Source organism: Pseudomonas sp. TWP3-1 (assembly GCF_049896625.1).
Classification (GTDB): Bacteria; Pseudomonadota; Gammaproteobacteria; order Pseudomonadales; family Pseudomonadaceae; genus Aquipseudomonas.
Window position 1 is genome coordinate 1 of record NZ_JAFCUQ010000013.1, and the last position, 19,668, is coordinate 19,668.

The window sequence follows — 19,668 nt, forward strand, 5'->3', positions numbered from 1 at the left end:
TTGGTCTCGGTACTGGATACGATAAACCGGCTTAGCCGCATAGCTTGAACCGCCGTATACGGATCCGTACGTACGGTGGTGTGAGAGGACGGCGGATGTAAATCCGCCTCCTACTCGATTCAGAAGACGAAGCGTGACCAGGGTCGCAGTGACCTCCGTTCGCGCACGCTTCATTTGTCATTACAGAGGAATGAGAAACTTATGGACTATCCAAAAAGCATTCCCAGCGTCGGGCTGGTGGATGGCCGGTTTGTCGATGAAAACCCCGTCGCCGGCACCCCGGGTTCGCTGATCCCGGCCGTCTGGGGCAACAGCGTCAGCCAGGAAATTTTGAATGTGATTGCCGGTGGCGGGCTGATGCCTTCCGAGGCGGATACCGGACAGTTGCTCAAGGCGATTCAGGCGATTGTCGGGGCGGCGAGTCCGATGCGTTCGGTGGTGACGCGGCTCGCGGCATCGAAGACGCTAAGTGATCAGGAACTTGGGCTGGTATTGATCGACGGAAGTCCCGGATCCACAACATTGACGTTGCCTGCGGCCAACATCGGACTGGGTGTACGCGACGTAATTTTGCGGCGCGTCGACAACAGCGGCAATCGACTGGTGGTGCAGGCGTCCGGCACTGACCGGATCCGTTTTCACACGCACCTGTCCCCAAGCGGCTACCCGTTTCTAGTGCTGATGGGCGGTGGTGACTGGTGGCATTTGCGCAGTGACGGTGCTGGTAGCTGGTGGCCGATCGGTCGCTTCGACAATACCGCGTTGGGCCGACCCTTTTTCGAGACCACCACGTTGCTCAGCCCGGGTGGTTACGGCGCGCTTAACGGTACGCTGATGAACCGTGCCGAGTGGCCGTGGTTGTGGGATCACGCACAGCGCTCGGGGATGCTCAATACCGAAGCCACCCGGGCCGGTAATGAAGGCAACTGGACGCCGGGCGACGGCGCGCTGACCTTCCGTGGGCCAGAACTGCGCGGCGACTTTCTGCGAGTGCTCGATGAAGGGCGCAACGCCGATCCGGCGCGTGTAATGGGTTCCAATCAGGCGGGTACGGTGCACTCCTACGTAATGGGTGCCCAAGGCGCCGGCGCCGTAGGCTCGCGCTGGTCCGACAGTCTTTCGGCTGTGGGCGCCCAGACCCACGAAACAAAAGTGTTCACCACTCCCTCCAACGGTGGCCCGATTTTCCCCGCTGGCACCAGTTACCAGATGGATCCCGCCAATACGCTTTTGTATTCCTTCTCTTCCCGCCCGCGCAACGTTGCCTACCCCGGCCGCATGAAAGTCATTTGAGGTGCTCCATGTTTAATTATCTAGTGGACGACGTCGGCGCTCTGGTCGGGCCGGTCGAGTTTTTCGTTACGCCCGGGATCGGTATTCAGTTGCCCGCCAATGCGGTGCAACTGGCTTACGAGCTGCCGACACCTGAGACCGGCCGTAGCTGGGCGCTGGTCAATGGCATCCCACGCGAGCTGATCGATCAGCGCGGCACTGTGTATCGCAAAGACAACGGTGCCCTGCAAACCTGGAGCGAGTTGGGGGCACTACCGCAAGAGTTCACGGCTGAGCCTTGTCCCGACCAATTCCATGTCTGGCAGGACAACACGTGGGCCGTGGATGAACCCCGGCGTCAGGCGCAGATCAGCGCCGAAGTTCTTACCCGGCGCGACGCACTGCTGCGCGACGCCGTCCTGCGCATCGCCCCCTTGCAATATGCCGAAGACATCGGCGATGCGAGCCACGAAGAACAACTGCAATTGCTTGAGTGGAAGCTCTACAGCGTGGAGTTGAACCGGGTCGAAAAACAGCCAGGTTTTCCCGGTGAACTGAACTGGCCTGTCGTGCCAGGCGCCACCGTCAGCAACTGAACTACACAGGGAACAGTGCAGTGGACTATCCAAAAAGCATTCCCGGTGTGGGCTTGGTCAACGGTGGGTTTATCGATGAAAACCCGATTGCCGGCACGCCTGGCTCGTTGATCCCCGCTGTCTGGGGCAACAGTGTGACGCAAGAAATCCTCAACGCTATCAAAGCTGCCGGGCTGACTCCGGACGAGGCGAAAACCGACCAGTTGGCTACCGCGATTGGTGCATTGGTCGATTTCAACAAACTGAAGAACACACCGACCACTTTGAGTGGATACGGCATCACTGATGCCGGTGGCCGGTTGCTGGCGATCAGACAGATCGACGCGGTCGGGATCACGGTTTACAAGCCACATCCCAAAGCCAAACGCATCCGGGTGCGTTTGGTCGGGGCAGGTGGCTCTGGTGGCGGATGCGCCCCGGTCGCTGCCACCTATCAAGCTATTGGCGGCGGTGGAGGTGCCGGCGCCTATGTCGAGAGCTTGTATGAAGTGACGCCGGAAATGCTCGCGGGTGTGCCGGTCTCACTTGGGGCCGGAGGTGCACCACGCAACGTTGCTGGATTGACTGGGGGAGGTGCTTCCTTCGGTAGCTACATGAGCGCTACTGGCGGATCGGGTGGACAAACTCTGACGGTTTTGACTTCTGCAACTGCGTCCGGGTTTGTGCAGGGCGGGGCCGGTGGACAAACCTTCACCGGCGGCAACCTCACCAATGCCCGAGGGATACCCGGTGAATATGCGATGTACAACGCCAATTGGGGCGTGCTCTCGGGAGCCGGGGCCGCCAGTCCGTTTGACGGTGGTGGCACGCGAGTCGGCGTGAACGGAAACGGCATTGCTGGCGGGCGGGGCTCGGGCGGTAGCGGCTCTTGTTCAACCAACGCTTCTGCTTCAGTGGTCAGCGGCGCTGGCGGCAACGCCTTTTGTGAAATCTGGGAGTACGAGTAATGGCGCTATACGCACGGATCGAGAACGGTGTCGCGGTCGAGCTGATCGACAGTGGTGACTACGCGATCACTGAACTGTATGCACCTTCTTTTGTAGCCTCCATCGTGCGGGTGCCGGACGGGGTGAATGTCGAAATCGGCGCGCCATTGGCCGCAGCCGCGCTGGCCGTTGAGCCAGCGCTTGCAGAGCCACCTGCGGTTGTTATTCAGACAGCGGTTGCCGAGGACAAGGAACCCGCTGATGCAGGGCGCACCTGGCGCCAGTCTGCGTTTGCAGCTACTGAATGGCTGATCACGCGCCATCGCGATGAGCAGGACCTGGGGCGCGGCACAATGCTCAAGGCCCAGCAATACCTGCAACTGCTGGAATATCGCCAGGCACTGCGTGACTGGCCCGATTCCAGCGGATATCCGACCGCTGTATCTCGGCCCTCAGCGCCGCAATGGTTGCCCGGCACGCTCGGCTGATGCCATCGCGCCGCTTACGTTTTCAGATAAGGAGATGAACCTTGGACTATCCCAAGAGTGTGCCTGGCGTCGGCCTGGTGAATGGACAGTTTGTCGATGAAGATCCGATTGCCGGCAAACCCGGTTCGCTGATCCCGGCGACGTGGGGCAATAGTGTCACGCAGGAAGTACTCAGCGTGGTTCAGGCGGCGGGCATGACGCCGAACGAGGCATCCAGCAACCAGTTGCTGGGTGCTTTGCGCAGTTCTCGGTTGTTTTCCACTGCGCCGCAGTTTGATACCGGTAAAGCGGTGGCCACGGCTGAATTTGTGCAACGGGCGTTGGGTAACCATGCCAATGCTAAAAGCTTGATCGACACGGCCCAGCTGACTGCTGCAGATGTGGGATGTGCGTTCGGGCTGGGTGGCACCACGGCTTACACCGTGACGCTGCCTGAGGTCTCCAGCGTCCCCGATGGCGCCACCCTGAGTTTTCATTGCCTGAGCAATTCGGTCATCACGATCGCCAGTAAAGCCGGAGCACAAATCTGCCCGCAGGGTGCTTATCTGACCTCGATCACCATCAACGGTGGTGAAAGCGCGCAGCTCGTTAAGGGCTACGGCGTCTGGACGGTCCACGGCACCGCCAGCCTGAAATATGCAAACGCCTTTGGCTTGCAACTCGCTACTGCCGGTTATCAAAAACTGCCCAGCGGTCTGGTTTTTCAATGGGCCGTGGGGGGATCCGACGCCAACGGCATCATGACCATTTCATTGCCGATCAGATTTCAGACGGCGATCGTCGGCGGAGTTGCCGATGAGGGCAATCCGGCTGGCTGGAGCACGGGCAACACGACCGTTTGGGCATTTGATCTGGCCGCTTCAACGACATCGGTGGCTGTGGCGCGCGTCAGGAACGTCGCTGCCTCAAGCGTCCGACCGGATCCGGGAATCATGGGCCGCATACTGGTTTGGGGGAAATGACCATGAAGATTCATTTTTACGCACAAACACTCGGATTTGATCGAGTCGAAAGCCCTTATCCCGAGTTACCCGAAGGCGCAGTAGAAATTACTTACGCTCAATATGCCGACCTGTTTGCCGGACAGGCACTCGGTAAAGTCATCAGCGCCAGTGTCAGTGGGCAGCCCGTACTGACTGATCCGGTGATCTCTCCTGCGGCGCGCATCACTCATGAGCGCGCATGGCGCAACTCAGTGCTTCGCGACACTCAATGGTTGGTATTTCGTGACGCTGAGGAAATGGAATCCGGTGGGGGCACGACATTGCGTGCCGAAGAGTTCAAGCAACTGCTGGCGTATCGGCAAGCATTGCGCGACTGGCCCAATGCCCCGGACTTTCCTGATGCTCAATCGCGTCCGGTCGAGCCTGACTGGCTGGAAAGTTTTCTGCGCGTCAGCGCCTGAGGAATTGAAATGGATTATCCAAAAAGCGTTCCCAGTGCAGGGCTGGTGAACGGCAAATTCGTCAATGAGGACGTCGTCGGCGGTTTGCCGGGGTCGTTGATCCCGGCAACGTGGGGCAATGGCGTCACCGATGAGCTGTTGAATGTCGTCAAATCCGTTGGCCTCGCACCGAGTGAAGCGGATGCCACGCAACTGCTGCAAGCGATCAAAAAGCTCAGTCAGGCTGGAGAGGACAAGCATGCGGCCGATGTCGGTGCTGCCAACCTTTATATGGCTAATTACCTGCCAGTCATTACGACTTTGAAGGATGGCTTGGCGCTGCGCTTTACTGCCGCAAACGCCAATACAGCGGCGAGTACATTCGCGCCGAATGGGCTTGTGCCCAAGCCGCTAGTGAGTCTCGCGCTGAGTGCTTTGCGGCCTGCCGAGATAGTCGCTGGCAGCGTGTGTTCTGTAGTTTTCAGCGCGGCACTGGACAGCTGGGTGTTGGTGTATGCCAGTGGTGGCAATGCCAACGGCGGGCGGTTGTTGGGTGTGAGGACGTTTGCTGCTTCGGGGATGTATGTGCCGACGGTGGGCATGAGGAATGTATTGGTAAAGATTGTGGGTGGGGGAGGCGGAAGTGCGGGCGCTGTATCGACCGGCGCTAGCCAGTATTCCCTTTCCGGAGGCGGAGGTTCCGGCAGTTACGCCGAGGCCTGGCTGTCGAGCGACATCGTCGGAGCGAGCCAGGTGGTCACGGTCGGCCTCGGCGGTACTGCTGGAGCACCTACGAGTGGCGGTGGCGTGGGCGGAACTAGCTCTCTTGGTTCTCTGGTATCGGCGCCCGGTGGTCAGGCTTCTCCGTGGCTCACTTGGTTGCCTGCGAATGCGACGGGACTTTGTGTGGGCGGTCAAGGCGGTGACGTTGCGAGCGGTGGAAACATTGTCAATACGGCTGGTGCTGCCGGGGCACCTGGTATTTCGGTCAATGGCTCGACGCTTGCCGGGAATGGCGCCAGTTCCCCGTTGGGAAGTGGAGGCAAGGGGTATGCGATGCCAGGCTCAGGGTATGGCTCGGGTGGGGGTGGAATGGCCATCGGCCCCAATCTCGCTGGTAGATCTGGAGCAGCAGGCGCTCCCGGCGTTGTGATCATTTACGAGTACGCCTGATGAAAACCTACGCACGCATTCATGAAAACACCGTGGTCGAACTGTTCTCGACCGAGGGCAACATGGTCGAGATGTTTCACCCGGATCTGCTCTGGGCAGACATCACCGAAGTCACTCCGGCGCCACAAGTCGACTGGACCGCGAACTTCGGCACACTCGGCTGGGTTTTTTCTTCGCCCGAAGTGGCAGCAGCAGATGGCACCCTGAAAACCCTGGCAATGAAATGGCTGACGGGGCGGGGGCGTCAATCGTGATTCAATCGAAGCATCCAGGGAGGATCGAGCATTATGCAAATTACTGAAAATGACCTTATCAACATCATGCCCAACGCCCGCAGCCAAGCGGGCGTTTTTGTTTCTGCACTCAACACCGCTATGGCCGGCCATCGCATCGACACGCCCAAACGCATCGCTGCGTTTCTTGCGCAAGTCGGGCATGAGTCGGGGCAACTGCAATACGTGCGCGAATTGGGCAACAACCAATATCTGAGCAAGTACGACACCGGTACGCTGGCGTTACGTCTGGGCAATACGCCAGAGGCCGACGGCGACGGACAGAAATATCGCGGTCGCGGTCTGATTCAGATCACTGGGCGCAGCAATTATCGCCAGTGCAGCCTGGGACTGTTTGGCGATGAACGGCTGCTGAGCTTGCCCGAGCTGCTCGAACAGCCGCAATGGGCGGCCGAGTCGGCTGCGTGGTTCTGGGCGGTCAACGGTTTGAACGAACTGGCTGATCGCGATCAATTCAACAGCATCACCCGGCGAATCAACGGCGGGTTGAACGGCCTGCAGGATCGTCTGGATATCTGGGCGCGGGCGAGGGCGGTGTTATGCCTGTCTCCTGGCGATTGATCGGCATTGGCCTGCTTGCTTTAGCTGCTGCCGCGCTGGCCTGGCAATTCCAGGACTGGCGCTACGGCCGGCAGCTGGCCGACCAGGCGCGGCTGCACGCTGAAATGTTGAATCAGTTGAATCTCGCGGCTGCGACCGCGCAACAGGCCGAACAAGACAAGCGTCTTCTGGTTGAACAGCGGCTCGCGGCCAGTGAACAAACCCATTATCGAGTGCTCAGCGATGCCCAACGTGATCAGGATCGCTTGCGCGATCGTCTTGCCACTGCTGATTTGCGCCTGTCAGTCCTCATCGACGCAGGCGATGCTGCCTCAGGCTGCGGGGTGTCAGCCACCTCCAGCGCCGGCAGCGTGGATCATGCAGCCGTACGCGCCCGACTTGACCCGGCGCATGCTCAACGAATTGTCGCCATCACCGGCGAAGGCGACCGCGGACTGATTGCCTTGCAAGCGTGTCAGGCCTATATCAGAGCGCTGGCACCCGAACATTTTGAATAAGCTTGTGTATTGAAAGCGCAACCGGCTCGTGTACGGTGGTACGCATTCCATTCGATCCGGAGAGCACCGTGAAAGAGATCACCCAACTGGCTGCCGAACTCGGCCGACGTCTGCAATTGCTCAATGCTCACGTCACCACCGCCGAGTCGTGCACCGGTGGCGGGATTGCCGAGGCGATCACGCGCATTCCCGGCAGTTCGGCGTGGTTCGAGGCCGGTTATGTGACCTACTCCAACCGGCAGAAAACCCAGCAATTGAATGTGCCGGCAGAGCTTTTTCCCACGGTGGGTGCGGTCAGCCGCGAGGTGGTCGAAGCCATGGTGCGCGGCGCTCAGGAGAAAAGCCTGGCGCGGTTTGCCGTGGCAGTCAGCGGTGTCGCCGGGCCGGACGGTGGCTCGCCGAGCAAACCGGTGGGTACGGTGTGGCTGGCCTGGGGCGTGGGCGGCGCGGTATCCAGCGAGGTGCAGCACTTCCCTGGCAACCGCGACGAAGTCCGCCGACAAACGGTGAAGGCCGCGCTAGACGGGCTGCTGCGACTAGCGGCACGAGAAATCGAAAATCAGGGGTAGGCGATCCGCGAACGCTGTGGAATAATACTGGCTACTTATACAGGTGTTGGCCGTCAGGCCTTATTGATTACGTGAGGACTTTAATGGACGACAACAAGAAGAAAGCCTTGGCTGCGGCCCTGGGTCAGATCGAACGTCAATTCGGCAAGGGTGCCGTAATGCGTATGGGCGATCAGGACCGTCAGGCGATCCCGGCTATCTCCACTGGCTCTCTGGGTCTGGACATCGCGCTCGGCATTGGCGGTCTGCCAAAAGGTCGGATCGTCGAGATCTACGGTCCTGAATCTTCCGGTAAAACCACGCTGACACTGTCCGTGATCGCCCAGGCGCAAAAAGCCGGCGCGACCTGCGCATTCGTCGACGCCGAACACGCCCTCGACCCTGAGTACGCCGGCAAACTCGGCGTCAACGTCGACGACCTGCTGGTTTCCCAGCCGGACACCGGCGAACAGGCTCTGGAAATCACCGACATGCTGGTGCGCTCCAACGCAGTTGACGTGATCATCGTCGACTCCGTGGCAGCACTGGTGCCGAAGGCTGAAATCGAAGGCGAAATGGGCGACATGCACGTGGGCCTGCAAGCCCGTCTGATGTCCCAGGCGCTGCGTAAAATCACCGGTAACATCAAGAACGCCAACTGCCTGGTAATCTTCATCAACCAGATCCGCATGAAGATCGGCGTGATGTTCGGTAGCCCGGAAACCACCACCGGTGGTAACGCGTTGAAGTTCTATGCTTCGGTTCGTCTCGACATCCGCCGTACCGGCGCGGTGAAGGAAGGCGACGAAGTTGTTGGTAGCGAAACCCGCGTCAAGGTTGTGAAGAACAAGGTTGCTTCGCCGTTCCGTCAGGCCGAGTTCCAGATTCTTTACGGCAAAGGCATCTACCTAAACGGCGAGATGATCGACCTGGGCGTGCTGCATGGTTTCGTCGAGAAGTCCGGGGCCTGGTATGCCTACGAAGGCACCAAGATCGGTCAGGGCAAGGCCAACTCGGCCAAGTTCCTGGCGGACAACCCGGAAATCGCCAAGAAGCTCGAGAAGCAATTGCGTGACAAGCTGCTGACGCCGACCGTCATCGACTCCAAGGCTGCTGCTGCGGTGAAAGAGACTGAAGACGACCTGGCTGACGCTGACATCTGATTGCACCGATGAAATCCGTCGTTGTACTCGATACCCTCGTCGCGGTGCGGCGATGCGCCATGGACCTGCTCGCACGTCGCGAGCATGGTCGAGTCGAGCTGACACGTAAGCTCAGTCAGCGTGGCGCTTCACCCGAAATGATCGAAACAGCCCTCGACCGTTTGACGGAAGAGGGGCTGCTCTCCGAAGCCCGATACCTCGAAAGCTACGTTTCCTACCGCGCCCGCTCTGGCTATGGTCCGTTGCGCATACGCGAAGAACTCAGTCAGCGTGGTTTGCAACGCCCTGATATCGAACTCGCCCTGCGCGAGAGTGGGATCAGTTGGCAGGCGCAGCTTGAGGACACTTGGCGACGCAAGTTCTCTGGGCATTTACCCATTGATGCCAGAGAGCGAGCCAAGCAAGGCCGGTTTCTGGCGTACCGCGGGTTCTCGATGGAGTTGATCAACCGCTTGTTCAGCGGCAGAAGCATGGACGATTAAACGATTCAAAAAAACGGCCCGCTATTTCGATAGCGGGCCGTTTTTTTTTGCCTCTAAGTCACCTTCAATGGTTCTCGAGCTCGTTGCGAAGTGGGTGGCTTGGAAGATGCCCAGTTTTCTGGCTGATTGATGAAATCCACCAGCTCTCGCAAACGCCCGTGATCTCGCGCATTGAACGCAAACGCCAGGCGCGCCAGGTGGCTGAACTCGGCGTTGTCATGTTCCTCGCCGTTGTAGGCGTGTTGATGAAACTCATCGCTGAGGCATAGATCAGCGAACGCTTCCTGCATATGCTCCAGCGCTTGGTCACTGAGCTTGTGGTGCATACGAATCACGAACTGGCGCTTGAGCCAGCGGCTGGAGTGGAAGTTGCTGTAAAACTCGTTGATCTGCTGCACCGCCTCTTCGACGCTGTAGACCAGACGCACCAACTTCAAATCATTCGGCAGGATGTAGCGGTTTTCTTCCAGCTGCTGGCGAATGAAATCCAGCGCGCCTTGCCAGAATTTACCGCCCGGCGTGTCCAGCAACACCACAGGCACCAGCGGACTCTTGCCGGTCTGGATCAGGGTCAGCACTTCCAGTGCCTCATCCAGCGTGCCGAAACCGCCTGGGCATAGCACCAGTGCGTCGGCTTCCTTGACGAAGAACAGTTTGCGCGTGAAGAAGAAGTGGAATGGCAGCAAGTTGTTGGTGCCGTCCACCGTCGGGTTGGCATGTTGTTCGAAGGGCAGGGTGATGTTGAACCCCAGACTGTGATCGGGGCCCGCACCTTCATGGGCGGCGGCCATGATGCCGCCACCGGCGCCGGTGATCACCATCATGTCGGATCGGGCCAGTTCGGCGCCCAGTTCTCGAGCCATCGCGTACAGCGGATGTTCGACGGGGGTGCGCGCCGAGCCGAATACCGTGACCTTGCGCCGACCCTTGAATTGTTCGAGCGTGCGAAATGCCTGCTCGAGTTCACGCAGGGCTTGCAGGGTGATCTTGGCGTTCCAGCGGTTGTGATCTTCCTGGGCCATGCGCAGCACGGTCAGAATCATGTCGCGATAGATCGGAATGTTCGGGCTGTTGGGGGAAACCAGGTTGAGTTGTTCTCCGACCTTGCTGATGAGGTCGTGGCCGCTTTCCTGAAAATGACGGCTGAGGAGGTCATTCGGTTGGTAAGGCATTCAACTTCTCCTTCTGCACAGTGCCTTGGGCGCTGACGGGCAGCGTCAGTGCCGCGCTGCAAAAAATCCTCTACTCGGCAGCTCCTTTCCTGCCGCGAAACGGTGAGCGGGAATACGTTGAATCTAGACCCTCGTGTGATTTTTCGCTGACTTGATGATTACGCCGCAATGTCTTTGCTGGCAACTGCTTATTGTGGTTTTGCAAAGTGCTTTCGCCACTCGTCCGAAGCTGCTCCGGGTGAGCAACCCTCTGATTTACTAAAGTACAGACGTGATACCACAGCTTTGCGTCAGCGATCGTACGCAAGGTGCAGGCGATTAAGGATTTGCGGGTGGCATGGAGGCAGGGCTTATGACCAGAGTGATTCTGGACATCGATACGCAGCTGTATCGATTATTGAAAGCAGCAGCCGAGACCAATCATTTGAGTCTCGAAGAGGAGTGTTGCCGACGTCTTTCAGGCGGAGAGCGCCGCTCGCGCTATTTGCAGGCCTTGCTGGCCGAACTGCGCGCCGAGGATGAACAGCGGCGCGCCAATTCTCGCTGATTACTTCTTCTTCGCCGGGCCGGCTTTCGGGCAATCCGATTCCTGATAGCTGGCAGAGCCAACTGCACGGTTGGTTTTCACTTCGGTGAAGTCGTAACGCATGATCGCGCCCTTGGCCATCAGTTTGCGGTACGACGGGTTGTTGCAAACAGAGGCGCCCAACTGGAAATAAACGGCTTTGGGGTCGGCACGCATTTTTTCCGCGTGGCTGCTTTGCACGCTCAGGTGGTTGATCAGCGTGGTGCCTTCAACGGTGTAGCCCTGATCAAGGATGTCCTCGCTGATCGCCCGCGGCGTGCCGACACTGCTTTGTGCGGCAACGTTGCGCAGCTCTCGGTTGAGATTCTGCTCACTCAGGGACGCAGCTTGAGCGCCGAAGGACGACGCTAGCACAATGGCAGCGGTGGGAACGATAAGGCGCAGCATGAAACTCTCCTGGTTCAGTGACTGGTGGTTCGACCCGTCACGTGACTGTGCGTTCAGTGGCGGCGAATTATAGGGGAGCCGGTCGGGAGGGTACAGGCTTGTGGCCGTCGCTCTGGTAAACTGCCGGCCTTTATTGCCCCTGAGTGCTGTTCGTGTCGAGTTCCCCTGTCTGCTGGCGTCGTCCGCAATGAATCATCCCAACGCTGTAGCCCGCTTGCGGGATCAACGCGAGGACGAAGGCATCAAGCCGATTCAGGCCCGTGGCTTTCGCTCGGAACGCTGTCGCGATTGCCGGGTGATCATCAGTCATTGCCTGTGTGCCTGGCGACCAACCGTCGATACGCGCTCCGGCGTGTGTCTGATCATGACCGGCAAGGAAGTGTTCAAGCCGAGCAATACCGGGTGGCTGATCGCCGATATCGTGCGCGACAACCATGCATTCATCTGGTCGCGCACCGAACCTGATCAACAGTTGCTCGCGCTGCTGAGCGATCCGCAATGGCAACCGTATCTGGTGTTCCCCGGGGAATACGTCGAGCCATCGCGGGTGACCAACACGGTCGATGCGGATAGCAGCAAGCGTCCGCTGTTCATTCTGCTGGACGCGACCTGGACCGAAGCTCGCAAGATTTTCCGCAAGAGCCCGTATTTCGACCGCTTGCCGATCCTCAGCCTGCTGCCCGACAAACTGTCGCGCTACCGCCTGCGCCGCTCAACGCGCAGCGAGCATCTGTGCACCGCCGAAGTGGCGGCGTTGTGTCTGGAACTGGCGGGTGACAGCGATGCCGCGTCGGCGCTGGACGCCTATTTCGACGTGTTCAGCCAGCATTACCTCGGTGCCAAACAGCAACTCGACGTCAATCTGTCGACCCCGGCTCACGCAGAACTGCTGCCGTTTGTACGAAACGCGCAACCCGTACCGGCCTGATACTGGCCATACTGCTAAAGCACTGACCGCGCTGCTTGACCACCCAGGCTTCGCTGGTCATGCTTGGCGCCGATTGGGGTGCGGCCAGGCTTTGAAACGCCGTTTTTGTCTGTGATTGGCGTTGAACGTGCCCCTGTGGATGCCACTGCAAAAGTGCTGGCATCTTGATTCGCCTTGGCGATCCGAATGCATCGGATCCGCCATCAAAAACAGGATCATTTGAAAAATGGCCACATACGACATCCTGATTGCCGATGATCACCCACTTTTTCGTAGCGCACTGCATCAAGCGGTGACGCTGGGCCTTGGCCCGGATGTGCGACTGGTGGAAGTGGCGAGCATCGCCGAACTGGAAGCGCGCCTGACCGAGAAGGCCGATTGGGATCTGGTGCTGCTGGACCTGAACATGCCCGGCGCTTACGGATTCTCTGGACTGGTGCTGCTGCGCGGGCAATACCCGCAGATTCCGGTGGTGATGGTCTCGGCGCAGGAAGAAGCTTCGGTGATGGTCAAGTCGCGGGAGTTCGGCGCCAGTGGCTTCATTCCCAAGTCCAGCCCGCTGGATGTGATCCAGCAAGCGGTCAAAGCGGTACTTGATGGTGATGTGTTCTGGCCACCGCAGGCGTTCGAAGCGGTCAGCGTTTCCGCTGAAGCCAAGGCTGCCAGCGATGGACTGGCAAGCCTGACACCGCAGCAGTTTCGGGTACTGACCATGGTCTGTGAAGGCCTGCTGAACAAGCAGATTGCGTATGAGCTGAGCGTGTCCGAAGCGACCATCAAGGCCCACGTCACGGCGATTTTTCGCAAGCTGAATGTGCGCACGCGCACGCAAGCGGCTTTACTGCTGCAACAACTTGAGTCAATTCCGAGTCAGTAAAGGTTGGCGTCTTCACGCTTTTTTGACTTTTGTTGCTCTAGCTTCCCCACTTCTCTTCGGTCGGTTATCTACTTTATGTCACCTTTCAAAGGCCAGACGGGCCTGAAACGCATCCTCAACGCATCCGGCTATTCGCTGGACGGCCTGCGCGCAGCCTTCACCGGCGAAGCGGCGTTCCGCCAGTTGGTGCTACTGAATGCCGTGCTGATTCCGTTGTCGTTCTTCTTGAATGTCAGCCGGGTCGAGCAGGCGCTGCTGATCGCGGTGTGCCTGCTGGCGCTGATCGTCGAGTTGCTGAACTCGGCAGTCGAGGCGGCCATCGACCGCATCTCACTGGAATTGCATCCGCTGTCGAAGAACGCCAAGGACATGGGCAGCGCCGCACAGTTTGTGGCGTTGACCATGATCGCGCTGGTGTGGGCGGTGATTCTGCTTTAAGCGATGCTCGGCAGAACGATTTCGTCGCTGCGCTGCACCCCGGCGGTGAAGGCGCGGCACAGCTCGAGGAATTCGCGCATGGCCGAAGTCTGGTACTTGCGCTTGTGCCAGATGAAATAGAACTGCCGCGCCAGATCCAGATCCGGCGTTTCCACCGGCACCAGACTGCCACGCCGGAACGCGTCGCGCAGGGCCAGGCGCGAGATGCAGCCAATCCCCAGTCCGGACTCCACCGCGCGTTTGATCGCTTCGGTGTGCTCAAGCTCAAGGCGGATATTCAGCGCACTGCGATGATGCCGCATTGCCTGATCGAAGGTCAGACGCGTGCCGGAACCCTGTTCACGCAGGATCCACGCTTCATGCGTCAACTCTTCCATGGTCGCGCTACCGCGTTGGGCCAGCGGATGCTGTGGGGCGCAGAACACCACCAGTTCATCCTCGACCCAGCTCTGCACTTCGATGTCCGGATGGCTGCAGTCGCCTTCGATTAGACCCAGATCAATTTCGTAGTGAGCGACTTGTTGCACGATGTTGGCAGTGTTCTGCACATGCAGCTTGATCTGGCTTTCCGGGTGACGCTGCATGAAGCTGCCGATCAACAGGGTCGCCAGATAATTGCCGATGGTCAGGGTCGCGCCCACCGAAAGCGAGCCGAAACCGGACTTGCCGTTGAGCAGGTCTTCGATTTCCTTGGCCTGATCAAGCATCGCCACCGCTTGCGGTAACAGCTGCTTGCCGAGGGCGTTGAGGCTCAGCCGTTTGCCGGCACGGTCGAACAGCTGGCAGCTGGACTGGCGCTCCAGTTCGGTAATCGAGGTGCTCGCCGCCGACTGCGAGAGGTTCAGCAGGCCCGCAGCACGGGACACGCTTTCCTGCTGGGCGACGGCGACAAAGACTTGCAGTTGACGGAGAGTAAATCGCATATCGATATAACCGATAACCCTTATCTTAATAATCCAGTTAACAGATATTGTCGTCGCTATTAGAATGCGATGCAATTGCGCACTATCGGCATTCGCTCAGAAGAGTCCGCGCTGACTAATTCCCAGGAGTCCCACGTACATGAGCAACATGAACCACGAGCGTGTCCTCAGTGTTCATCACTGGAACGATACCCTGTTCAGCTTCAAGTGCACCCGCGATCCGGGCCTGCGCTTCGAGAACGGGCAGTTCGTGATGATCGGCCTGCAGCAGCCAAACGGCCGCCCGCTGATGCGCGCTTACTCGATTGCCAGCCCGAACTGGGAAGAGCATCTGGAGTTCTTCAGCATCAAGGTGCCGGATGGTCCGTTGACCTCGCAGTTGCAGCATCTGAAGGAAGGCGACGAGATCATCATCAGCAAGAAGCCTACGGGCACGCTGGTGCTGGACGACCTGAAGCCAGGCAAACACCTTTACCTGCTGAGCACCGGCACTGGTCTGGCGCCGTTCATGAGCGTGATTCAGGACCCGGAAACCTACGAGCGTTTCGAAAAAGTCATCCTGTGCCACGGCGTTCGTTACGTGAATGAAGTCGCCTACCGCGAATTCATCACCGAGCACCTGCCGCAGAACGAGTTCTTCGGCGAAGCACTGCGCGACAAACTGATCTACTACCCTACCGTGACCCGCGAGCCGTTCGAGAACGAAGGTCGCCTGACCGATCTGATGCGCAGCGGCAAGTTGTTCAGCGATATCGGCCTGCCGCCGATCAACCCGCAGGACGACCGCGCCATGCTGTGCGGCAGCCCGAGCATGCTCGACGAGACCAGCGAAGTGTTGAACAGCTTCGGCCTGAAAGTCTCGCCACGTATGCGCGAGCCGGGTGATTACCTGATCGAGCGCGCGTTCGTCGAGAAGTAAGCACCAACAGAAAGCCCCGATTGCCTGCTCAGGCAATCGGGGCTTTTTCGTTTGCGGGGTTTATGCTTCGGCGGGAATGACTTCGAGGACGCGGATCTGCTCCGGCGTCGGATAATGCCAGCGCACATCCAGATCCCAGAACTGTGCGCCATATTCACGTTCCGGCGCAGGCGTCTGATACGCCGGGCGCGGATCCTGCGCCAGGCACTGTTCGATCAGCTCGACCAATGGCTCGGCAAGACGCAGCGCATGCCCGTGCGCCTGTTGCAGCGCCGCATCCGTCCACTGCACGTCGATCAACTGTGGCGCCGCGCTGGCGATGCTGTTGGAGGCACTGGGGATGATGTCGGCGTAAGGCACATACGGTTTGATGTCTAGAACCGGCGTGCCGTCGAGCAGGTCGATGCCGGAAATGAACAGACGATTGGCTTCAACCTTGTCCAGCTTCACCACCGACTGACCGATGCCGTTCGGTCGATGAGTCGCGCGGGTGGCGAACACGCCCATGGACTTGTTACCTCCAAGACGAGGAGGGCGCACCTTCAGTCGTGGCTTGTCTTCCAGCGCCTGATGGAACAGGAACAGCAGCCACACATGGCTGACCTGTTCCAGACCCTGCACCGCATCGCCCTGATCGAAAGGCGCCACCAGTTCCAGCACGCCACGGGCAGCAGGCGCCAGTTGTGGCTGGCGCGGGATGGCGAACTTCTCCTTGAAGCAGGAGCGGACGAAGCCGATGGGGGACACGCTGTAGGTCATTGGCTTACTGCGGACGAACGCGCAGGGTCAGGCCCTTGAGGAAGTTGCGCAGCAACTGGTCGCCGCACGCACGATAGTTGGTGTGGCCGACCTTGCGGAACAGTGCGCTCAGCTCAGGCTTGGATACCGGGAACTCGGCAGCCTTGAGGATGGCGTGCATGTCGTCTTCTTTCAGCTCGAAGGCCACGCGCAGTTTTTTCAGAATGATGTTGTTGGTCACCGGCAGTTCGATTGGCTGCGGCGGACGGCTTTCGTCCTTGCCGCGCTTGAAAATTACCAGACCGTCGAGGAAGTGCGCGAGGACTTCGTCCGGGCAGCGCACGAAGCCTTCTTCGTCTTGTTCTTTCTTGTCGAGGTATTTCACCAGGTCTTCCAGCGCGATTTCCATGCCGCCGGACTTGGTGATCTCGATGACTTTCTTGTCGCTGATGTCGAGCATGTAGCGCACGCTGCGCAATACGTCGTTATGAATCATGTGGGCAATCCTGATCGTTCGCTGTGGGCATCGCGCGGGGGCAATGCCAAAAATGTGTGGCGGCAAATAAGAGTTGTCAGAACTTCTCTTTGCCGGACAGGTAGCGCCATTGGCCGACCGGCACTTTACCGATGGACACGCCGCCAATGCGGATGCGGCGCACGCTGATCACCTTCAGGCCTACCGCCTGGCAGAGCTGGTCGATGATTCCTGGCTGCGGGTTTTTCATGGCGAAGCGCAGACGGTTTTCGTTCTGCCAGCTGGCCTTGACCGCCGGCAGCTCCTTGCCCTTGTAGCTGAGGCCGTGGGTCAGGCGGTTGAGGCCATGGGCAACCATGTCGCCTTCAACCTCGACTACGTATTCCTGCTCGATCTTGGCGGAGTCGGCAGTGAGCTTGCGCAGGATCTTCCAGTCCTGAGTGAACACCAACAGACCGCTGGCATTCGCCTGCAGGTCGGCACTGGCGGTCAGGCGCAGGAAGTGCCCGCGCAACGGGCGTTTGCCGTAGCGGTGCTCTTCGCTGAGGGTTTCGGCGCTGATCAACTGCATGGCGCTCTCGACGTCGATACCGGCCGGGGCGTTGAGCAGGATGGTCACCGGCTCTGGCGCGGTGGCCTTGGCGTCTTTGTCGAGTTCGACTTTCTGGCCTTCGACCTTGAATTGCGGCTCGTCGATGACTTCGCCGTCCACGGTGACCCAGCCGCCCTCGATGAACAGCTCGGCCTCCCGGCGGGAGCAACCGACCAGTTCGATGAGGCGTTTGGAGAGGCGAATCGGGTCAGTCATTTCAGCGGCCGTAACAAAAAAGGGGTGGGCATTGTACCTGCCTGGCGCCGGTTAAGCCCGGTTCCATTTGTAGGGTGTTCGTATTTCTTGTGGGATCCAAGAATGTTCAGCCGTTGCTTGAGCGTTGTTGATTCTGGCGCAGGCGCATATGCAACAACGGATACGGCTGACCCATGCCATCGACCTCGGAACGGCCGATCACCTCGAAACCTTGCTTGAAGTAGAACCCCAGCGCTTGCGGATTCTGTTCGTTGACGTCCAGTTCATCGGCGTTCAGATGCTGCATCGCGTAATTGAGCAGCTTCTTGCCCAGCCCTTGGCCGCGACTGGCCGGATCGATGAACAGCATTTCAATCTTGCCGGCCGCCACACCGGCGAACCCGGTGATGCGCTGGTGGCCGTCCTTGGTGCAGATCAGCATTACCGCGTCGAGATAGCGCGTCAGCACCAGATTACGCAGCAACTCGATGTAGCTGTCCGGCAGAAAATCATGGGTCGCGCGAACCGAGGCTTCCCAGACCCGGGTCAGTTCCTGGTAATCGCTGAGCTTCGGTGTGTGGATGACCGAATGGTGGCGCATGCCCGTTAGCCTCTTTGTCATGTGTGAGGGAGTCCTTCCCCTCACAAACGATAGCCGTAAAAAAGCCCCGCATCTCGTCAAGAGAGCAGGGCTTTTTGGATTTTTGCGATTAGATCTGCTCAGCCCACAAGTCGTATTCGTCAGCGTCAGTCACCTTGCACCAAACCTTGTCGCCCGGCTTGAGGTTGCTGCCGTTGTCGATGAATACGTTGCCATCGATTTCCGGGGCATCAAAGAAGCAACGGCCAACCGCGCCTTGCTCGTCGACTTCATCCACCAGCACTTCGATTTCGCGGCCAATGCGCAGTTGCAGGCGCGCCGAGCTGATTTCCTGCTGGTGCGCCATGAAGCGATCCCAGCGATCCTGCTTGACGTCGTCCGGCACGATCTCCAGATCCAGATCATTGGCCGGTGCGCCTTCTACCGGCGAGTACTGGAAGCAACCCACGCGGTCGAGCTGCGCTTCGGTCAGCCATTCCAGCAAGTACTGGAAATCTTCCTCGGTTTCGCCGGGGAAGCCGACGATGAAGGTCGACCGGATGATCAGATCCGGGCAGATCACGCGCCAGTTCTTGATCCGCGCCAGAGTCTTGTCTTCGAACGCCGGGCGTTTCATCGACTTGAGGACTTTCGGGCTGGCGTGCTGGAACGGGATGTCCAGGTACGGCAGGATCTTGCCGGCAGCCATCAACGGGATCAGCTCGTCAACGTGTGGGTACGGGTAAACGTAATGCAGACGCACCCACACCCCCAACGTGCTCAGCGCTTCGCAGAGTTCGGTCATGCGGGTTTTTACCGGCATGCCATTCCAGAAGCCGGTGCGGTATTTGACGTCGACGCCGTAGGCGCTGGTGTCCTGGGAGATTACCAGCAGCTCTTTAACCCCGGATTTGACCAGGCGCTGAGCTTCGTCGAGTACGTCGCCGACCGGACGGCTGACCAGTTTGCCGCGCATCGACGGGATGATGCAGAAGCTGCAGCTGTGGTTGCAGCCTTCAGAAATCTTCAGGTACGCGTAGTGACGCGGGGTCAGCTTGATGCCTTGCGGCGGCACCAGATCGATCAGCGGGTTGTGATCTTTGCGCGGCGGCACGACTTGGTGCACGGCGTTGACCACTTGCTCGTACTGCTGCGGGCCGGTCACGGCCAGCACGCTCGGGTGCACGTTGCGGATGTTGCCTTCTTCCACACCCATGCAGCCGGTGACGATCACCTTGCCGTTTTCCTTGATCGCTTCACCGATCACTTCCAGCGATTCAGCCTTGGCCGAGTCGATAAAACCGCAGGTGTTGACCACCACTACGTCAGCGTCCTGATAAGTGGACACCACGTCATAGCCTTCCATGCGCAGCTGGGTCAGGATTCGTTCGGAGTCGACCAGAGCTTTCGGGCAACCCAGGGATACGAAGCCAACCTTGGGATTGGCTGGCGCAGGAGTGGTGGACATGTCTAAC

Annotated in this window: 26 protein-coding genes; 18 read left to right on the plus strand and 8 right to left on the minus strand. The window is 59.2% G+C overall.

Translation table 11 applies throughout. The features are described from left to right. Nucleotides 1-201: 201 nt before the first annotated feature. From ACP7BN_RS17915 to recX, 13 genes are all read left to right on the plus strand, one after another. Complete coding sequence (locus ACP7BN_RS17915) at nt 202-1,293, plus strand: phage tail protein (protein WP_426205472.1); 1,092 nt, start codon at nt 202-204, stop codon at nt 1,291-1,293. 8 nt (nt 1,294-1,301) lie between these two features. Next, entirely contained in the window at nt 1,302-1,868 is a 567-nt protein-coding gene (locus ACP7BN_RS17920) for a tail fiber assembly protein (protein WP_426205473.1), read from the plus strand. 20 nt (nt 1,869-1,888) lie between these two features. Then, complete coding sequence (locus tag ACP7BN_RS17925; RefSeq protein WP_426205474.1) at nt 1,889-2,815, plus strand: hypothetical protein; 927 nt, start codon at nt 1,889-1,891, stop codon at nt 2,813-2,815. After that, nucleotides 2,815-3,282 (plus strand): phage tail assembly chaperone, encoded by a 468-nt coding sequence (locus tag ACP7BN_RS17930; RefSeq protein WP_426205475.1) that lies wholly within the window; start codon nt 2,815-2,817, stop codon nt 3,280-3,282. The genes ACP7BN_RS17925 and ACP7BN_RS17930 overlap by 1 nt, the downstream gene beginning before the upstream one ends. A 41-nt stretch (nt 3,283-3,323) precedes the next feature. Further along, complete coding sequence (locus ACP7BN_RS17935; RefSeq protein ID WP_426205476.1) at nt 3,324-4,244, plus strand: gp53-like domain-containing protein; 921 nt, start codon at nt 3,324-3,326, stop codon at nt 4,242-4,244. A gap of 2 nt (nt 4,245-4,246) precedes the next feature. Beyond that, nucleotides 4,247-4,687, plus strand: coding sequence for a phage tail assembly chaperone (locus tag ACP7BN_RS17940; protein ID WP_426205477.1), 441 nt, complete (start codon nt 4,247-4,249; stop codon nt 4,685-4,687). A 9-nt stretch (nt 4,688-4,696) separates the two neighbouring features. After that, the gene (locus tag ACP7BN_RS17945; protein WP_426205478.1) at nt 4,697-5,839 is read left to right on the plus strand and encodes a hypothetical protein; all 1,143 of its coding nucleotides are present in this window, start codon (nt 4,697-4,699) and stop codon (nt 5,837-5,839) included. Beyond that, on the plus strand, nt 5,839-6,093 hold the full coding sequence (locus ACP7BN_RS17950; RefSeq protein ID WP_426205479.1) for a hypothetical protein: 255 nt from the start codon (nt 5,839-5,841) through the stop codon (nt 6,091-6,093). Before ACP7BN_RS17945 ends, ACP7BN_RS17950 begins: the two co-directional genes overlap by 1 nt. A gap of 33 nt (nt 6,094-6,126) precedes the next feature. Then, on the plus strand, nt 6,127-6,693 hold the full coding sequence (locus ACP7BN_RS17955; RefSeq protein ID WP_426205480.1) for a glycoside hydrolase family 19 protein: 567 nt from the start codon (nt 6,127-6,129) through the stop codon (nt 6,691-6,693). Then, entirely contained in the window at nt 6,672-7,190 is a 519-nt protein-coding gene (locus tag ACP7BN_RS17960) for a lysis system i-spanin subunit Rz (protein ID WP_426205481.1), read from the plus strand. Before ACP7BN_RS17955 ends, ACP7BN_RS17960 begins: the two co-directional genes overlap by 22 nt. Before the next feature lie 68 nt (nt 7,191-7,258). Further along, the gene (locus ACP7BN_RS17965) at nt 7,259-7,759 is read left to right on the plus strand and encodes a CinA family protein (RefSeq protein WP_426205482.1); all 501 of its coding nucleotides are present in this window, start codon (nt 7,259-7,261) and stop codon (nt 7,757-7,759) included. Between the two features lie 83 nt (nt 7,760-7,842). After that, nucleotides 7,843-8,901: a recombinase RecA gene (recA, locus tag ACP7BN_RS17970; RefSeq protein ID WP_420648265.1), complete on the plus strand. Its 1,059-nt coding sequence runs from the start codon at nt 7,843-7,845 to the stop codon at nt 8,899-8,901. A gap of 8 nt (nt 8,902-8,909) precedes the next feature. Further along, nucleotides 8,910-9,383, plus strand: a complete 474-nt coding sequence (gene recX / locus ACP7BN_RS17975) for a recombination regulator RecX (RefSeq protein ID WP_420648264.1) — start codon at nt 8,910-8,912, stop codon at nt 9,381-9,383. Between the two features lie 53 nt (nt 9,384-9,436). On the opposite strand, the gene ACP7BN_RS17980 is transcribed toward recX, so the two are convergent. Further along, nucleotides 9,437-10,555 carry a TIGR00730 family Rossman fold protein gene (locus ACP7BN_RS17980; RefSeq protein ID WP_426205483.1) on the minus strand — a complete coding sequence of 373 codons (1,119 nt, stop codon included), beginning with the start codon at nt 10,553-10,555 and terminating at the stop codon, nt 9,437-9,439. A gap of 352 nt (nt 10,556-10,907) precedes the next feature. On the opposite strand from ACP7BN_RS17980, the gene ACP7BN_RS17985 reads away from it, so the two are divergent. Continuing rightward, nucleotides 10,908-11,102: a hypothetical protein gene (locus ACP7BN_RS17985; protein ID WP_420648262.1), complete on the plus strand. Its 195-nt coding sequence runs from the start codon at nt 10,908-10,910 to the stop codon at nt 11,100-11,102. On the opposite strand, the gene ACP7BN_RS17990 is transcribed toward ACP7BN_RS17985, so the two are convergent. Beyond that, the gene (locus ACP7BN_RS17990) at nt 11,103-11,528 is read right to left on the minus strand and encodes a PA3611 family quorum-sensing-regulated virulence factor (protein WP_426205484.1); all 426 of its coding nucleotides are present in this window, start codon (nt 11,526-11,528) and stop codon (nt 11,103-11,105) included. 187 nt (nt 11,529-11,715) lie between these two features. Between ACP7BN_RS17990 and ACP7BN_RS17995 the strand changes: the two genes are divergently transcribed. The 3 genes from ACP7BN_RS17995 to ACP7BN_RS18005 all read left to right on the plus strand — a co-directional run bounded on the left by ACP7BN_RS17995 (nt 11,716) and on the right by ACP7BN_RS18005 (nt 13,771). Further along, nucleotides 11,716-12,456 carry a tRNA-uridine aminocarboxypropyltransferase gene (locus tag ACP7BN_RS17995; protein ID WP_426205485.1) on the plus strand — a complete coding sequence of 247 codons (741 nt, stop codon included), beginning with the start codon at nt 11,716-11,718 and terminating at the stop codon, nt 12,454-12,456. Nucleotides 12,457-12,682: 226 nt separating this feature from the next. Continuing rightward, the gene (gene erdR, locus ACP7BN_RS18000) at nt 12,683-13,333 is read left to right on the plus strand and encodes a response regulator transcription factor ErdR (protein WP_420648259.1); all 651 of its coding nucleotides are present in this window, start codon (nt 12,683-12,685) and stop codon (nt 13,331-13,333) included. A 75-nt stretch (nt 13,334-13,408) separates the two neighbouring features. Continuing rightward, nucleotides 13,409-13,771, plus strand: a complete 363-nt coding sequence (locus tag ACP7BN_RS18005; protein ID WP_420648258.1) for a diacylglycerol kinase — start codon at nt 13,409-13,411, stop codon at nt 13,769-13,771. Here ACP7BN_RS18005 and ACP7BN_RS18010 read toward each other — a convergent pair. Next, complete coding sequence (locus ACP7BN_RS18010) at nt 13,768-14,694, minus strand: LysR family transcriptional regulator (RefSeq protein WP_426205486.1); 927 nt, start codon at nt 14,692-14,694, stop codon at nt 13,768-13,770. The two genes, ACP7BN_RS18005 and ACP7BN_RS18010, sit on opposite strands and share 4 nt — an antisense overlap. 139 nt (nt 14,695-14,833) lie before the next feature. On the opposite strand from ACP7BN_RS18010, the gene fpr reads away from it, so the two are divergent. Beyond that, nucleotides 14,834-15,613 carry a ferredoxin-NADP reductase gene (gene fpr / locus ACP7BN_RS18015; protein WP_003443014.1) on the plus strand — a complete coding sequence of 260 codons (780 nt, stop codon included), beginning with the start codon at nt 14,834-14,836 and terminating at the stop codon, nt 15,611-15,613. A 60-nt stretch (nt 15,614-15,673) separates the two neighbouring features. Here fpr and tsaA read toward each other — a convergent pair whose 3' ends face one another. From tsaA to rimO, 5 genes are all read right to left on the minus strand, one after another. Then, a complete protein-coding gene (gene tsaA / locus ACP7BN_RS18020; RefSeq protein WP_426205487.1) occupies nt 15,674-16,372 on the minus strand; it encodes a tRNA (N6-threonylcarbamoyladenosine(37)-N6)-methyltransferase TrmO in 699 nt (232 codons plus the stop codon). Nucleotides 16,373-16,376: 4 nt separating this feature from the next. Further along, complete coding sequence (locus ACP7BN_RS18025) at nt 16,377-16,847, minus strand: DUF1456 family protein (protein ID WP_420648255.1); 471 nt, start codon at nt 16,845-16,847, stop codon at nt 16,377-16,379. Between the two features lie 76 nt (nt 16,848-16,923). Further along, nucleotides 16,924-17,634 (minus strand): rRNA pseudouridine synthase, encoded by a 711-nt coding sequence (locus ACP7BN_RS18030; protein ID WP_426205488.1) that lies wholly within the window; start codon nt 17,632-17,634, stop codon nt 16,924-16,926. Nucleotides 17,635-17,740: 106 nt separating this feature from the next. Beyond that, nucleotides 17,741-18,214, minus strand: a complete 474-nt coding sequence (locus tag ACP7BN_RS18035) for a GNAT family N-acetyltransferase (RefSeq protein ID WP_426205615.1) — start codon at nt 18,212-18,214, stop codon at nt 17,741-17,743. Nucleotides 18,215-18,323: 109 nt separating this feature from the next. After that, nucleotides 18,324-19,661 (minus strand): 30S ribosomal protein S12 methylthiotransferase RimO, encoded by a 1,338-nt coding sequence (rimO, locus tag ACP7BN_RS18040; RefSeq protein ID WP_426205489.1) that lies wholly within the window; start codon nt 19,659-19,661, stop codon nt 18,324-18,326. Between the last annotated feature and the right edge of the window lie 7 nt (nt 19,662-19,668).